The organism is Sulfurospirillum deleyianum DSM 6946 (assembly GCF_000024885.1).
In the GTDB taxonomy this organism is placed as follows: Bacteria; Campylobacterota; Campylobacteria; order Campylobacterales; family Sulfurospirillaceae; genus Sulfurospirillum; species Sulfurospirillum deleyianum.
Genome location: NC_013512.1, coordinates 63,237 through 77,633 on the forward strand (window position 1 = coordinate 63,237; position 14,397 = coordinate 77,633).

At 38.8% G+C, this 14,397-nt stretch carries 16 protein-coding genes; 10 read left to right on the plus strand and 6 right to left on the minus strand.

The window, feature by feature from the left end:
- The first annotated feature begins 5 nt into the window (after nt 1–5).
- From SDEL_RS00345 to SDEL_RS00365, 5 genes are read left to right on the plus strand one after another with little or no spacing between them, the layout of a single operon-like run.
- Nucleotides 6–971, plus strand: a complete 966-nt coding sequence (locus SDEL_RS00345; protein WP_012855868.1) for a KpsF/GutQ family sugar-phosphate isomerase — start codon at nt 6–8, stop codon at nt 969–971.
- Complete coding sequence (locus SDEL_RS00350; protein ID WP_012855869.1) at nt 972–1,757, plus strand: pseudouridine synthase; 786 nt, start codon at nt 972–974, stop codon at nt 1,755–1,757.
- A complete protein-coding gene (locus SDEL_RS00355; protein ID WP_012855870.1) occupies nt 1,747–2,937 on the plus strand; it encodes a replication-associated recombination protein A in 1,191 nt (396 codons plus the stop codon). The genes SDEL_RS00350 and SDEL_RS00355 overlap by 11 nt, the downstream gene beginning before the upstream one ends.
- A gap of 36 nt (nt 2,938–2,973) precedes the next feature.
- Nucleotides 2,974–4,680: a flagellar hook-length control protein FliK gene (locus tag SDEL_RS00360; RefSeq protein WP_012855871.1), complete on the plus strand. Its 1,707-nt coding sequence runs from the start codon at nt 2,974–2,976 to the stop codon at nt 4,678–4,680.
- The gene (locus SDEL_RS00365; RefSeq protein ID WP_012855872.1) at nt 4,677–4,955 is read left to right on the plus strand and encodes an EscU/YscU/HrcU family type III secretion system export apparatus switch protein; all 279 of its coding nucleotides are present in this window, start codon (nt 4,677–4,679) and stop codon (nt 4,953–4,955) included. Before SDEL_RS00360 ends, SDEL_RS00365 begins: the two co-directional genes overlap by 4 nt.
- Nucleotides 4,956–4,971: 16 nt before the next feature.
- Here SDEL_RS00365 and SDEL_RS00370 read toward each other — a convergent pair whose 3' ends face one another.
- Nucleotides 4,972–5,757 (minus strand): YdcF family protein, encoded by a 786-nt coding sequence (locus tag SDEL_RS00370; RefSeq protein WP_012855873.1) that lies wholly within the window; start codon nt 5,755–5,757, stop codon nt 4,972–4,974.
- Entirely contained in the window at nt 5,757–6,752 is a 996-nt protein-coding gene (purM, locus tag SDEL_RS00375) for a phosphoribosylformylglycinamidine cyclo-ligase (protein WP_012855874.1), read from the minus strand. The genes SDEL_RS00370 and purM overlap by 1 nt, the downstream gene beginning before the upstream one ends.
- A 91-nt stretch (nt 6,753–6,843) precedes the next feature.
- Between purM and coaE the strand changes: the two genes are divergently transcribed.
- The 3 genes from coaE to SDEL_RS00390 all read left to right on the plus strand — a co-directional run bounded on the left by coaE (nt 6,844) and on the right by SDEL_RS00390 (nt 8,897).
- Nucleotides 6,844–7,449: a dephospho-CoA kinase gene (gene coaE / locus SDEL_RS00380; RefSeq protein ID WP_012855875.1), complete on the plus strand. Its 606-nt coding sequence runs from the start codon at nt 6,844–6,846 to the stop codon at nt 7,447–7,449.
- Entirely contained in the window at nt 7,430–8,173 is a 744-nt protein-coding gene (gene dapF, locus SDEL_RS00385; RefSeq protein WP_012855876.1) for a diaminopimelate epimerase, read from the plus strand. The genes coaE and dapF overlap by 20 nt, the downstream gene beginning before the upstream one ends.
- Nucleotides 8,174–8,309: 136 nt before the next feature.
- The gene (locus tag SDEL_RS00390) at nt 8,310–8,897 is read left to right on the plus strand and encodes a glucosaminidase domain-containing protein (RefSeq protein ID WP_223295822.1); all 588 of its coding nucleotides are present in this window, start codon (nt 8,310–8,312) and stop codon (nt 8,895–8,897) included.
- Between the two features lie 17 nt (nt 8,898–8,914).
- Here SDEL_RS00390 and prfA read toward each other — a convergent pair whose 3' ends face one another.
- The 4 genes from prfA to SDEL_RS00410 all read right to left on the minus strand — a co-directional run bounded on the left by prfA (nt 8,915) and on the right by SDEL_RS00410 (nt 12,483).
- Nucleotides 8,915–9,982, minus strand: a complete 1,068-nt coding sequence (gene prfA / locus SDEL_RS00395; protein ID WP_012855878.1) for a peptide chain release factor 1 — start codon at nt 9,980–9,982, stop codon at nt 8,915–8,917.
- Nucleotides 9,983–10,015: 33 nt separating this feature from the next.
- Nucleotides 10,016–10,291, minus strand: a complete 276-nt coding sequence (gene rpsT / locus SDEL_RS00400) for a 30S ribosomal protein S20 (protein WP_012855879.1) — start codon at nt 10,289–10,291, stop codon at nt 10,016–10,018.
- 115 nt (nt 10,292–10,406) lie between these two features.
- Nucleotides 10,407–12,095: a potassium channel family protein gene (locus tag SDEL_RS00405; protein WP_012855880.1), complete on the minus strand. Its 1,689-nt coding sequence runs from the start codon at nt 12,093–12,095 to the stop codon at nt 10,407–10,409.
- Nucleotides 12,096–12,105: 10 nt separating this feature from the next.
- A complete protein-coding gene (locus SDEL_RS00410; RefSeq protein ID WP_012855881.1) occupies nt 12,106–12,483 on the minus strand; it encodes a DUF6394 family protein in 378 nt (125 codons plus the stop codon).
- 119 nt (nt 12,484–12,602) lie between these two features.
- Between SDEL_RS00410 and glmM the strand changes: the two genes are divergently transcribed.
- A complete protein-coding gene (gene glmM, locus SDEL_RS00415; RefSeq protein WP_012855882.1) occupies nt 12,603–13,943 on the plus strand; it encodes a phosphoglucosamine mutase in 1,341 nt (446 codons plus the stop codon).
- Nucleotides 13,936–14,388: a signal peptidase II gene (lspA, locus tag SDEL_RS00420; protein WP_012855883.1), complete on the plus strand. Its 453-nt coding sequence runs from the start codon at nt 13,936–13,938 to the stop codon at nt 14,386–14,388. Before glmM ends, lspA begins: the two co-directional genes overlap by 8 nt.
- Nucleotides 14,389–14,397: the final 9 nt, after the last annotated feature.

Below are 14,397 nucleotides of genomic sequence, written 5' to 3' on the forward strand. Positions count from 1 at the left end.
AAGAGATGGAAGATTTTAAAGCAATCGCTAGAGAGGTTTTAGAACTAGAGGCGCAGGAGCTATTAAACGCTGCACGCTGTATTGGCGAAGAGATGAGCGAGGCAACCCATTTGGTTGCCAATCTTAAGGGCAAGTTGATTGTAACAGGAGTAGGCAAAAGTGGGCTAATTGGTGCGAAGATTGCTGCGACACTTGCCAGTACAGGAACAAGCAGTTTCTTTTTACACCCCACTGAAGCACTCCATGGTGATTTGGGAATGATTGGTAAAGAAGACGCTGTGTTAGCGATTAGTTACAGTGGTGAGAGTGAAGAGTTGATTAAAATCTTGCCACATATCAAGCGATTTAATATTCCTCTTATTGGTATGGCACGTACCAAAGAGTCTTCATTGGGGCGTTACAGCGATATTTTTATCCCTTTACATGTAAAGAAAGAGGCGTGTCCTTTGGATGCTGCTCCAACCTCGTCTACAACGCTCACATTAGCCCTTGGTGATGCGTTAGCTGTTTGTCTTATGAAGAAAAAAGATTTTCAAAAAGAGGATTTTGCTTCATTTCATCCAGGTGGAAGCTTAGGAAAACGTCTTTTTGTTAAAGTGCAAGATTTGATGCTGAAAGAAAACTTGCCTATTGTCCAAAAAGAGACAAAACTTAAGGATGCTATTCTTAAAATGAGTGAAGGACGTTTGGGTAATGTACTTATTACGGATAAAAACAACGTTTTGTTAGCAGTATTAAGTGATGGCGATTTACGTAGAGCTTTAATGCGGGATGATTTTAGTATGGATGCTAGTGCCTATGAATATGCAAGTAAAAATCCAAAAAGGTTAGAGGATGAGACGCTTTTAGCCAGTGATGCCTTAGCGTTTATTGAAAAACATAAAATACAACTTTTAGCGATTACCGATAACGTAGGGATGCTCAAAGGTGTATTACATATCCACCATTTAGTGGAAGCAGGAATAAAATAGATGGAATTAACCAGATTAAATAAAATGATTTCGCATAACACGCACTATTCAAGGCGTGAGGCGGATGAGCTTATCAAAGCAGGTCATGTTAAAGTTGATGGCAACGTTGTGCAAGACCTTTCGACACAAGTGAGTTTTAAAAACAAAATTGAACTCAATGGCAAAGCCTTGTTTGAGAAGCATGGTTATTCGGTTATTGTGTATCACAAACAAAAAGGTGAGTTAGTGAGTAAGAAGGATGACCGTGGTCGTAAAACGATTTACGATACGCTTCCTTCAAAATTTGCGCATTACCTCAGTGTTGGACGACTAGACTTTGCCAGTGAAGGATTGTTATTATTGTGTGATTCTCCCTCTGTGGTATCGGCTTTGATGCATGGGGATTTGGAGAGGGTTTACTATGTAAAAATTAATGGTTTGGTTAGCCCTGCCATGGAAAAAGCGATGCAAGAAGGACTCTCTTTAGAAGATGCCCGTAGAGGTGGACATGCAAAAAGTGAAATTCATGCAATGGATTTTGCACCATTTGTCAATTATCGTATTATTAAAAACTCCCCTACTTTTTCAACGATTAAAGTAACGATTAATGAAGGAAAAAATCGAGAGCTTAGACGTTTCTTCGGTTATTTTGATGTTGATGTTGTGGATTTAAAGCGTGTGAGCTATGGCAAAATTGATTTGGGAATGCTTAAACCTGGCAAACATCGTTTTTTTAGTGCAAGTGAATATACTGCTTTGCGTGATTATCTTGAGTATGTGAAGAAAGAACAAGGCAATGATCAATAACTTTGCCCTCTTCTTTCGCCCCAAAGTGATTGAAGAGCTTTCAGGTCAAAAGCATTTGAGTGGTGAAAATAGCCCGTTTCGTAAACTTTTAAAGTCAGGCTCTATGAGCCATGCTCTCTTTTTTGGCCCAGCAGGTGTTGGCAAAACAACGCTAGCACGCATTGTTGCCAATACTTTGCAACTTCCCTTTTACGAGTTAGATGCCACCAGCATAAAAGTAGAAGAGATTCGTAAAATTCTCTCACAACACCGAGGTGCTCTTCAAAAACCACTTATTTTTATTGATGAGATTCACCGTCTTTCTAAAACACAACAAGAAGTGCTTTTACTCCCTATGGAAAATCATGAAGCGATTGTTATTGGAGCATCCACAGAAAACCCCTATTTTGTGCTCAGTTCTGGTATCCGTTCACGCATGATGCTCTTTGAGTTTTATCCTTTAGAAATGAAAGATATGGAAGCCATTTTAGAGCGAGTGCATGAGAAAATTGAGTTTCAAATCGACGAAGAGGCTCGTGAATATTTGATACGTTCGAGTGCAGGCGATAGCCGTTCCTTTCTCAATCTTCTTGAATTTGCGCTCAAAGTGGATTTACATGTAAACATGCAAACCCTTAAAGCCTTGCGCCCAAGTGCCCTTAAAGATGGGGTGAGTTCGGACAATACCCATTATAATCTAATTAGCGCCATGATCAAAAGTGTGAGAGGCTCCGATGTGGACGCCGCACTTTACTATCTTGCGCGTTTGATTGATGGAGGCGAGAGTCCTGATTTTATCGCTAGGCGGTTGGTTATTTTGGCGAGTGAAGATATTGGAAACGCAAATCCAAACGCACTCAATCTTGCCTCAAGTACGCTAATGTCTGTGAGTAAAATCGGTTATCCCGAAGCACGCATTATCCTCTCACAATGCCTGATTTACCTTGCATGTAGTCCAAAGTCTAACAGCGCTTATAACGCAATTAATCAAGCGTTAGCGTATGTCAAAAATGAAAAAGTACTCAACGTGCCTGAACATCTGCAAAGCCCCTCCCCTAAAGGTTACCTCTATCCTCATGATTTTGGTGGTTGGGTTGAACAGGATTATTTGGAAAAACCTCTTCATTTTTATGATAATTTGCCGATAGGATTTGAGAGAACTATGGCAGAGTGGTTAGTAAAAATCAAGATAAAAAAATAACTATTTTAAATAATGTGTGTCATAAAGGTTGGATAAATGGACATTAGTACGGCTTCTTTGCTTGCCAATCAACTTCAAACACTTGATCCAAAGGCGTTAGCAAAAGAGAGTGCAACGAAGATTATTCAAAACCATACCGCAGAACTTCCTTTTTCCACACCACAAAATCAACCTCAACCCCTTCCTAGTAGCGCAGGCGAAGTGATGGGAACACTTTTAGGTGCTGCGGTGAGTGAAGCAAAATCTAAAAGTGCTATTTTTGAGATTATCCAAAATCATCCCCTTTTTAAAAATATGGGTAATTTTGCCTTAGATATGAAACATCTTCTCTCTCTTGTTAAACCTGATGCATCAACTATGAAACCTTTAGCTCTTTTAGAGCTTTTTTCAAAAAATATTCAAAATCTTGATGCCAAAATGCTACAACAACAAGTAACGCATTCTGGTATCTTTTTTGAGTCAAAATTGGCGCAAGAAGTGACACAAAAAGGAGTAGAGGCTCTTCTGAAGGAATTAAGTGCCAATGTTCAAACGCTTTTAAAAGAGACCACACAACCAAGCCCGAGCACACCAACTCGTGATATGGCACCTCTTTTGGAACAACTAAGCCATACGTCATCGCTCTCTACCAAAGAGTCTCAAGAGGGTTTAAAAAGGCTTTTGGAGCTTTTTCGCCAAACCATCAAGCAAGAACAAAGTGTTGCTCCAGCGGGTGATTTTAAAGAGGTTTATACTAATGTTCAAAAACTAGATTATGCTCTAAAGCAGATGGATTTAATCGGCTCAAAAGTGCAAAATTATCCCGCTTCTATGAATGTAGAAAACAATTTTACAACCCAAGTCAAAGTGCTTTTAGAGCTCATTAAAGAGCAGTTACCCGCTTTGAATCTTAAAGAGCTTCAGCCCCAAATAGACCAGCTTTTATCTCAAGAGACTCTTTTAAAAGGTACTCTTGCGCAGATAGCCTTAGAGGCTAAAGACCTTCCTTTACAAACACTTGTCCCATCCACGAGTCTTTCATCTGCATTGCCACTGCCCCAAAGCGTTGAAGAAGCGCTTCAAATGGTGGTCAATCGTCTTAAAGTACAGATAGAGCTTCAAGAACCCGCAACTATCAAACATTCTGATTTCTTAGATAAAGCAAAAGTATTGGAAAAAGAGATTCATGCGTTAATTAAGCCTGAGTTATTTGTGGGCAAAGCGATGGCGCAAAAATTGGCTTTAGATCCTACTGACGTAGAACTTTTGAGTGATATGAAAGGGGTTCTGACGAAATTAAACCACACACTAACACTTTTGGGTGAAAATAAAGAAGCACTAGAGATTACCAATCGTCTTTTGACGCAAATTGAGTATCATCAGCTCGTTTCTTATGTGAGCAGTTCCACGCATTTGTATATTCCTTTTAGCTGGGACGGCTTAAAAGGTGGGTCGATGATGATGAAAAAAAACAGTGATGAGCAGTTTCATTGCCAATTGGATTTGGATTTGGAAGCGTATGGCAAACTCAATATGATGCTCATCCTTTCCAATGAAAAATACATTGATATGACGATTGCAACACAAAAAAAAGAGTTAAGTGATAAGCTAACACACCATCTGAGCTTACTCAAACGAGCTTTTAATGAAGTAGGACTCATCACAGGAAATGTGAAAATGTTAGAATACAAAGATGTTGAGCGGGTTAAAAAGGATTATTTTAAAGGTGAAGAACTTCAATTTGGGATTAACATAACCATATGAGCACACACACATCCAAAACACAAAAAGCCGTTGCGCTGAAATACGATAGAGAAAAACAAGGTGCGCCCAAAGTGGTCGCTTCGGGCAAGGGTGAAGTAGCAAATAATATTATTAAATTGGCGCAAGAACACGATATTTTTATTAAAAAAGATGCCGATTTGGTGGAGCTTCTCTCAAAGATTGAAATCAATAAAGAAATCCCGCCAATGCTCTATAAAGCCGTAGCGGAAGTCTTTAGTTTTATCTATAAAATTACCAACGATAAACGTCAATAATCGTTACATGTAACGATTAAATTCCTCGTAATTTCAGACTCAAAAGTCCTGCGTATTCATGTAATGCGATATAGCTCTTATACAATGCATGGGCACTAGGCAGATAGTCCCAACCATCTTTTTCTCGATGATTGATTTTAAAGTTCGTCGCAGCAGGAATGACGTTAAAGCCAAAATGCTCATAGAGCATGATGGAGCGTTTCATATGATAGGCTGATGTTACGAGATAAATCGTTGGCCCCATGACACCTGCTTTTTCAAAAGCCGTTTTGCTAAACTGCGCATTTTGGTAGGTATCGAGGCTTTTATCCTCTACATGTAAAGAGAACTCTTTAGTGGCTAAACTCTTAGAATTAGGTGTTGCAATGTCAAGATAGCTCTTAAGCTCTTTAAGGCTATCTAAAAAGGCATCGCTCTCTAAGTATTCTTTGTAAAGACCACCACCGCTGAAGAGTAGCGGTAATTTGTGTGATTTGGCAACCATGAGCCCCCACATCATACGTTTGTAGGCATCACTGCTCAGTGGCAAGTTAGCAACCCCTTGGGTGTGCCCTCCTCCTAAGACAATAACCGCATCCACGGCAGTTACATGTAAAGGTTGGTTGTAAGGCTCTTCTAGTGGTTTTAGAAGCCAATCCGCCACGTAAGCATTGCTTAAAAGGTAAAAAACAACAGCATTCGCAAGGAAAAAAAGACGAAATTTTTTGGCATACAGAACTGCAAAAAAGAAGAGAAGAATAAATATACCTGGCGGTAACACCAGATATGTAAAAAGTTTAGAGAGAATGTAGAGTGTACTCATTAGAGCATAATGGCGCTGCGCTCACCCTCTGTAAGTTCACCGATGACATAGCCATCGCTACTGTTTAAAACAGCGTCCACATTTTCAGGGCTCACCACTAAAATCATGCCTACACCCATGTTAAAGGTACGGTGCATTTCACTCTCTTCGACGTATTGGCTCATAAAATCAAAAATAGGAAGTGTTTTGATTTTGGATGTGTAAACACGTGCTTGTAAGCCCTCAGGAAGGACACGAGGTAAGTTCTCGACAATACCACCACCTGTGATGTGCGCTAAAGCGTTAATCTTTTCTTTAAGGGCTTTAAAGAGTTTCACATAGATGCGTGTCGGTGTTAAAAGGGTTTTAATGAGAGGTTTTCCGTTAAATTCTGTCTCAAAGGTGTAGCCTAATTTATCAAAAAAGATTTTACGCACCAGTGAAAAACCATTGGAGTGAACGCCTGAACTTGGAAGTGCAATGAGAACATCACCCGCTTTGACGTGAGGAAGACGATTCATCTCATCTTTTTCTGCAATACCTACAGCAAAACCCGCAAGGTCAAAGTCTTTACCATGGTACATGCCTGGCATTTCAGCCGTTTCGCCACCAATCAATGAACATTCTGCTTCTTTACATCCCTCTGCAATGCCTTTGACAATATTCACCGAAGCATCAATCTCGAGTTTACTCATGGCATAATAATCCAAAAAGAAAAGCGGTGTTCCAAAGTTACAAATCAAATCATTCGCGCACATCGCGACCAAATCAATACCAACAGTATCGTAAATGCCCGAATCAATGGCAAGTTTAAGTTTCGTGCCGACGCCATCAGTTGCACCTAAAATAACAGGTTTTTGATAGCCTGTTGGAAGCTCATACGCACCTGCAAATGAACCAATGCCGCCAATGACATTTTTATCAAAGGTAGATTTTACAAGGGGTTTAATATTTTCGACAAATTGGTTTCCTGCGTCTATATCGACACCAGCGTCTTTGTAGCTGACTGTACTCATGCATAAGCCTTTAGTGGGTGATTGTTTAATAGATTTTAACAAAAGTATGTTAAAATCGTTATAAAATACAACGCAAGGCAGTCTGATTATTATGGCGTATGAACACGCAATTGTCCTTACCGGTAGCATTGGAACAGGTAAAAGTACCGTTTCAAAAATGTTGCAAGAACGTGGGTTTGAGCTCATTGATGCCGATACCATCTCAAAAGAGATTTTACCTTTACATGTAAAAGAGGTGAGAGCGCTTTTTGGCGAGGGTGTGGTTGTGAATGAGGCCATCGATAGAAAGGCGTTAGGTGCGATTATTTTTAACGATAAAGAAGAACGTGAAAAGCTGAATGCTTTAATGCGTCCTCTCATTCGTGAAGAGATTTTAAAGCGCTCTGAAGTACTTGAGCAAAAAGGAAAGCCTTATATCATTGATATTCCGCTCTATTATGAGAGCGAGGGGTATGATTGTAAGTTGGTGGTTGTGGTTTATGCGCCCGTTGAAGTGCAGCGTAAGCGTTTAATGCAAAGAGAAAATTTTACCAAAGAAGAGGCACAAAAGCGTATTGATGCGCAGATTAGCATTGAAGAAAAGAAAATCTTAGCCGATTTTCTCATCAATAACTCGTTTGATAGAAAATTTTTAGAGAGCGAGATTGAAAAATTTATACACTATGTACGGGGAAGATATGCAGATTGCAAAATATAATGCCAGTGGAAACGATTTTGTCATTTTTCACACCTTTCATGAAACAGATAGAAGCCAACTCGCACAGGTATTATGCCATAGACAAAAAGGTGTGGGTGCGGATGGTCTGATTGTTTTGCTTCCACATGGCGAATACGATTTTAAATGGCAATTTTATAACAGCGATGGCTCAGAGGCTTCGATGTGTGGCAATGGTACCAGAGCGTGTGCGCATTATGCGTATACACAGGGCTTAGCACCAAAAAAGATGTGCTTTTTAACAGGCGCAGGGGTGATTGCTTCAGAGGTGATAGAGTGTGTTGTGGAGACAGAATTAACCACACCTAAAGTGCTCAGTGAGTCCTTTGAAGAAAATGGTTTAACATGGCATTTTTGTGATACAGGTGTGCCTCATTTGGTCACCTTTGTGGAAGATGTTGCTTTGTTTGATAAAACCATAGCCCGTCAAATGCGTTACAAATACAATGCCAATGTGAATTACGCCATGTTGAAAGAAAATACTTTACATGTAAGAACCTATGAACGAGGCGTTGAGGATGAAACATTAGCGTGTGGAACGGGTATGGCAGCATGTTTTTACAGCGCATACCGACAAAAGCGTGTGGGAGAAAGCGCTAAGGTGTATCCAACCAGTGGTGAAGAGCTTTTTATGCGTATTGAAGATCAAACACTTTTCTTTAAAGGAGAGGTGCAAAAGGTCTTTGAAACGGTTTGGGAACGCTAACCTCGTGAGGGTTTTTTCGATATTACTTATTGCCTCTTGCTTGTTCTTTTCAACCCACGCATATGCAGGGGGGTTTTCTGCAGATTATTATCAAATTGAAGATAGCGCTAAGCAAAAAGAGGAATTTATACGCCAGATGAAAGTCATGGTGGATAGAGGTAATGCGGACATTTTGAAGGATAGGGCGTTCATTACGCAATTTTTTGCGAAAGCGATGCCTGATGCGTTTCGGGGACTGAACCATAAAAATGTAGGCTATCTCATTTCACTGAGGAATAAATATGGTGTTGAAAATTTATTTGATAGAGATGCCTATTATAAGCGTATTGATGTCATTCCTACCTCTTTAGCTCTAGCACAAGCGGCGCTTGAAAGTGGGTGGGGAAAGAGTCGGTTTGCTAGGGAAGCCAATAACCTTTTTGGTCACTGGACCTATTCTGGAGTTGGATTGTTGCCACAAAATAGAAATATTGGTAAAACGCATATGATTCGTATCTTTGCTTCACTTCAAAAATCAGTGAATTCGTACATGCTTAACCTCAATACGAATGAGGCATACAAAGCTTTTCGAGATAAACGCCTCAAAGCACGAGAAAATGATAAAAAATTTGGGGGGATGGAAGGCGCATCTACGATGATTAATTATTCAGAACTCAAAGAAGAGTATATTAAAATGTTAAAAGAGATGATAATCCAAAATAATCTTTTGGTTTTTGATCGATAAAAAAAGAAGCTTTTAGATTAAAAATTGGCTTCTTTCATTAATTCTGCTTGGTAGTGGGTGATGATAGGATCAATAAGCTCATCATACAGTCCACCTTCCATAATCGCATCCAAACGGTAAAGGGTTAATCCTACTCGGTGATCGGTGATACGGTTTTGTGGATAGTTGTAGGTACGAATACGAGCACTTCGATCTCCTGAACCAACTTGTTGTTTTCTCGCTTCACTCTCTTTAGCATTGCGTTCTTGCATTTGCATATCATAGAGTTTTGCTTTGAGAATTTTCATTGCGGCATCTTTATTTTTATGCTGTGATTTTCCATCTTGATTGACGACAACAATACCTGTGGGCAAGTGGGTAATACGCACAGCACTATCAGTAGTATTGACTGACTGTCCACCGTTTCCAGAAGAGCGCATCACATCAATTTTTAAATCTTTTTCTTGAATGTCAACTTCAACATCGTCTACTTCTGGCATAACGGCAACCGTCACTGCTGAAGTATGTACTCTTCCTTGTGATTCTGTGAGTGGAACACGCTGAACTCTGTGAACACCACCCTCGTATTTGAGGCGTGAAAAAGCACCCTGCCCTTTAATAAGTGCAATAACCTCTTTATAACCGTTAAGAACGCCCTCACTTAAAGAGACAACTTCAACTTTCCATCCTCTGTTTTCAGCGTAACGCAAATAAGATTTAAAAAGATCAGCAGCAAAAATAGCCGCTTCATCACCACCCGTTCCTGCTCGAATTTCAAGAAAGATATTGCGTTCGTCGTTAGGGTCTTTTGGAAGTAAAAGAAGTTTTATTTCATCTTCAAGAATCTCTTTGTGCGGTTCAAGGAGTTTGAGTTCCTCTTTGGCTAATTCACCTAATTCTTCATCTTCTAAAAGAAATCTGTTCTCTTCAATTTGTTCCAGTGTTGAAAAATACTCAAGCGTTTTTTCTTTAATCGGCTCTAAATTGGACTGTTCTTTAGAAAGAGCTGTCATTTTTTTGATATCATTGGAAACATTTGGATCGCTTAAGAGCATTGTTAATTCATTGTAACGATCTAAAAAGGGAAGTAATTTTTCTTTTAACATAATGGAGACTAAAGAAGAGGGAGTTGCCGCAAATTATGCAGCAACATTACCTAGTGTATTAACAAGTTGTGCCAATCTACTTACACGACGCGCTGCAGTATTTTTAGGTAAAACACCTTTGCTTGAGTAAGAGTGGAAACTTTTATTGACATTTTTTAACGCAAGAGCAGCCGCCGCTTGATCACCTGCTTCAACAGCCTCTTTTACAGCTTTTGTAAGATTTTTGATTCTAGTTTTATAAAATCTATTTCTCTCTGTGCGTTTTTTAGTTTGTCTAATACGCTTTTCTGCTGACTTATGGTTTGCCATAGATAAGCCTTTCATTGTTTAAATTTAGGCGTAGATTATATAAAAATTAATATTAAAGCTAACTTATTTTAAGGGCGTTTTAAAATAAATTTTGCAAGGGAATAAAGCGAATAGCTTAATTTTTAGAGAACCACCGTTTAAAAGAACTTTTTTCTTCGCCATAATAAGCATAATAAAACTCATAAACATTATTAGCGATGTACTCAAGATGATCTTTTGCATTGGCATCTCCTGCAAAAAGGTAGATATCATTGCGTTCTAAAGGTGTCTCCCAATCAGGAAGTAGTTCAACTTTCTTTTGACGGATCCGCATGAGTGGAATAAGGTTGTTTGTAAAGTGTCTGTTTTTAAGAGATGTTCTTAGTAAAGAGAGGGTAAGTGGATTGTTTAAGGACTCTTGGTAGAGAATGGAAGCTTGGTTTTCATCCAGTTTAAGTGTGAAAAGTTGCGGATGAAGGTCAATGTCTAAAAGCTTTTTAGTGAGTTGAATAATCGCACTTTCATCAAGGTTGTGAACATTTTTAATGAAAAGATCAAGCGCTGGGTTTAAAATGGCATTGATGGTTTTATTGATGAGTACTTTAGCGGGTATAAAAATTGTGTCAATATTGGAACTCTCAAAAATAGAAAAATCTTCCAATTCATTTTCACGTGCGATGGTCATGATGTTGGGATTGAGTTTTTTAGCAGTTGCTAAAATAGAGAGATTGGTTGTGTCATCATTGGTTCCTGCAATAATAGCAACACAGGTATCAATATCTAATGCTTTAAGCATCTCTTTATCATCTCCATCACCAATAAGGACTTTGGGTTGTTCCATGAGATGTGGATGCTCTTTTTTGCTTGGGTCGATTTCCGCAAAAGCAATTTCAAAATGGTTTGCTTTGAGAACTTCATAGATGTTTTTCCCCATACGTCCATAACCGCAAACGATATATTTTCCCTGAGGTAAGTGTAAAGGCGTATCATAGAGATTGCACAGTCCATAAATCCAGCGAACAATTTTAAGGGTGTGAGGTGCGTTGATAGCCATATGAATATGATCGGCAATAATTTCAAACGGATTTTCAATAATTTGAACACCAATATCCATGAGATTTTCAGTTTGATTTTTAGTTGTGGATTTAATGGCCATGGTAATATTTGGATTGAGCACTTTAGAGGTAAGCGCAATACGAAGGTTAAGGGCATCATTTTCAAAAAGACTCACAATCGCACGGCAATAAGGGGATTTTATACCTGCCATTTCAAGGGCTTCTGGATTATAAGCATCTGCATTGAGGCAATAGACGGGCGGTGTAAAATTTTCTAGGAGCAGATGGTTTCGTTTCTCCTCTTCTTTTTCAATAACCACCGCACGTAAACCTGATTCATTCGCTTTTTTAATAATTTCACTAGTAATGCTGTTGTAACCTAAAATAATGATATAGCGCTCTTTTAAAAAAGCGATACTACGTCGAAATTTTGCACGAGAAAACTCCTCTAAAAAGAGCTTATCTTGTAAGAGTGCCACTAAAGAGCCTAGACTGTAAAACCAACCTGTTACCGTAATAAAGATAGAGATAGAAACCCAAATACGTTGGGGATAAGTAAATGCAAAAGGTGTTTCACCAAAACCAATCGTAGTTGCGGTATAGCTAATAAAATAAAAAGCATCAAAAATGCTCAAGTGATAAGGATTTCCCTGAGCATCTACTCCATCAATGATCAATAGCCCGACAATGGAAATGGTATAGGTGACAATAATGACCAAAAAAGGGGCACGTAATTTTTGGAGAACGAGCCATAACGAACTATTTTTCACTGTGATTCTTTCAGCGTTTGGATTTGAGTGTATCCCCAATATAGAGTAATACACTAGTAATATTTGCCAGTAAAGCACCTCCACTGAGACTAATAATCATAGAGGTTATTTCTTTATCAATGGTGTACGCATAACTTGCAATCGTCCAAACAGACGCAGCTGCAATGAGCTGGATATCTGCGACAAAACTACTGGCTAACAAAACGGAGCCTAATTGGGTCTTGTCACCAATTTTGAGTGTTGTGGCGATAATGTTAACCACAACGGCGGCGAAAAGTTCGTATTTGCTGTGTACTTCCAAATCTGTTAAATCCCCGTAAAAAAAACCAAAATTGAGCGTCATAGCTAAAATAATAAAAAATCCTGAGATGACTTTATCGAGATTCATTGTTTTCCCTTGTGTGCATGAGATGAAGCACTATTATACAGTGTTACATGTAAAGATTAAAAAAGTTTTGTTACAATTTGCTCAAATGATCTTTACATGTAAAGAGAAGAGGAAACGAAATGAAACTTTTTGGAACCGATGGTGTACGAGGAAAAGCAGGTAAAAAACTGAACGCCTTTATGGCAATGCGTTTAGCGATGGCAGCGGGGATTTATTTTCGTAAAAATTCTATTACCAATAAAATTTTAGTAGGAAAAGATACCAGACGTAGCGGGTATATGATTGAAAATGCGATTGTCTCAGGACTCACCGCAGTGGGATATGATGTGAGACAAATAGGTCCGATGCCAACTCCTGCTATTGCTTTTTTAACGGAAGATATGCGTTGTGATGCGGGTATTATGATTAGTGCGTCACACAATCCGTATTTTGATAATGGCATTAAATTTTTCGATAGTTTTGGCAATAAATTGGGGGAAAAAGAGGAAGCAGAGATTGAAAAAATCTATTTTGATGAAGCACTCATTGAAGCTAATCAAAAAATAGAGTTTGATATTGGTCGTTCAAAGCGAGTCGATGATGTTATTGGGCGGTATATCGTTCAAATTAAAAATTCTTTTCCAAAGTTTTTGACGCTCAAAGGAGTGCGCATTGTCTTAGACACCGCCAATGGAGCCGCGTACAAAGTTGCCCCAACCATTTTTAGCGAATTAGGTGCTGATGTTGTGATGATTAATAATGACCCAAATGGGAGTAACATCAATCTGAACTGTGGAGCGCTTCATCCTGAAGAGTTAGGCGAAGAGGTAAGACGTTTGCGTGCTGATGTGGGATTTGCTTTTGATGGCGATGCTGATAGATTGGTTGTGGTGGATGAAAATGGCAATCCCATTCATGGGGATAAGCTATTGGGCAAAATTGCAACCTTCTTACAGAGTCAAAACAGGTTAGCTAACAAAGGTGTTTGTGTTACTGTTATGAGCAATCAAGCGTTAGAAGATTATTTAGCCAAAGCAGGGATTAAAACGTATCGTTGTGATGTGGGAGACAAAAACGTTTTAGAGTGCTTATATAAGGAAAAAATTAACTTTGGTGGGGAACAGAGTGGGCATATTATTCTCTCTGATTTTGCGAAAACAGGTGATGCGTTAGTGGCGGCTCTCGCTGTGATGCATTGTATACTCACAGAGAAAAAAAGTGTGAGTCAATTATTTAATTCTTTTGAACTCTATCCTCAACTTCAGCAAAACATAAAAGTGGATAATAAAATTCCTCTCTTAGAGTTAAAAGGTTATAGCTCTTTGGTTTCAGAATTGGAGGCTCAAAAAATAAGAGTCTTAATTCGTTACTCAGGTACAGAAAATTTACTGCGTATTTTACTGGAAGGGCAAGATGAAAAGGTGCTTGAAAATGCTATGGAAAAGAGCGTCAAATTTTTCAAAAGTACTTTAAATGAATAGACAAATATTGACGCTTTTTATATCCCTCTGCGCTATTTTTGTGATTGATCAAGGGATTAAAAATCTTTTTTTAGAGGGCTTTCGTTGGCAGGGAGATTTTTTCTCTTTAATATTGACCTACAATAAAGGGGTTGCCTTTTCGATGTTCTCTTTTTTAGATGCGTATCTTAAATACATTCAACTCTGTTTAGTAGGTGGATTGGGCGTTTATCTTCTGTTTCAAAAAGAGGTGTTATACCAATACGCCTTGCCTATTGGTATCATCGCAGGTGCGGCATTTAGTAATATTTATGACCGTTTTTTACATGAAGGCGTGGTTGATTATTTTTTTTGGCATTATGGTTTTGAATTTGCAGTCTTTAATTTTGCGGATGTGATGATTGATTTAGGCGTGGTCATCATTTTGTGGCGCTCATGGAGAAAACCTAACGTGAGTCCTAAGTAACCATCTATC

Coding starts and splice junctions, on each gene's coding strand:
- SDEL_RS00390 (WP_223295822.1), top strand. CDS start 8,310: ATGAAAGTCATGGTGGATAGAGGTAATGCGGACATTTTGAAGGATAGG.
- SDEL_RS00345 (WP_012855868.1), top strand. CDS start 6: ATGGAAGATTTTAAAGCAATCGCTAGAGAGGTTTTAGAACTAGAGGCG.
- SDEL_RS00350 (WP_012855869.1), top strand. CDS start 972: ATGGAATTAACCAGATTAAATAAAATGATTTCGCATAACACGCACTAT.
- SDEL_RS00365 (WP_012855872.1), top strand. CDS start 4,677: ATGAGCACACACACATCCAAAACACAAAAAGCCGTTGCGCTGAAATAC.
- SDEL_RS00410 (WP_012855881.1), bottom strand. CDS start 12,483: ATGAATCTCGATAAAGTCATCTCAGGATTTTTTATTATTTTAGCTATG.
- SDEL_RS00360 (WP_012855871.1), top strand. CDS start 2,974: ATGGACATTAGTACGGCTTCTTTGCTTGCCAATCAACTTCAAACACTT.
- lspA (WP_012855883.1), top strand. CDS start 13,936: ATGAATAGACAAATATTGACGCTTTTTATATCCCTCTGCGCTATTTTT.
- rpsT (WP_012855879.1), bottom strand. CDS start 10,291: ATGGCAAACCATAAGTCAGCAGAAAAGCGTATTAGACAAACTAAAAAA.
- SDEL_RS00355 (WP_012855870.1), top strand. CDS start 1,747: ATGATCAATAACTTTGCCCTCTTCTTTCGCCCCAAAGTGATTGAAGAG.
- purM (WP_012855874.1), bottom strand. CDS start 6,752: ATGAGTACAGTCAGCTACAAAGACGCTGGTGTCGATATAGACGCAGGA.
- glmM (WP_012855882.1), top strand. CDS start 12,603: ATGAAACTTTTTGGAACCGATGGTGTACGAGGAAAAGCAGGTAAAAAA.
- SDEL_RS00370 (WP_012855873.1), bottom strand. CDS start 5,757: ATGAGTACACTCTACATTCTCTCTAAACTTTTTACATATCTGGTGTTA.
- prfA (WP_012855878.1), bottom strand. CDS start 9,982: ATGTTAAAAGAAAAATTACTTCCCTTTTTAGATCGTTACAATGAATTA.
- coaE (WP_012855875.1), top strand. CDS start 6,844: ATGGCGTATGAACACGCAATTGTCCTTACCGGTAGCATTGGAACAGGT.
- dapF (WP_012855876.1), top strand. CDS start 7,430: ATGCAGATTGCAAAATATAATGCCAGTGGAAACGATTTTGTCATTTTT.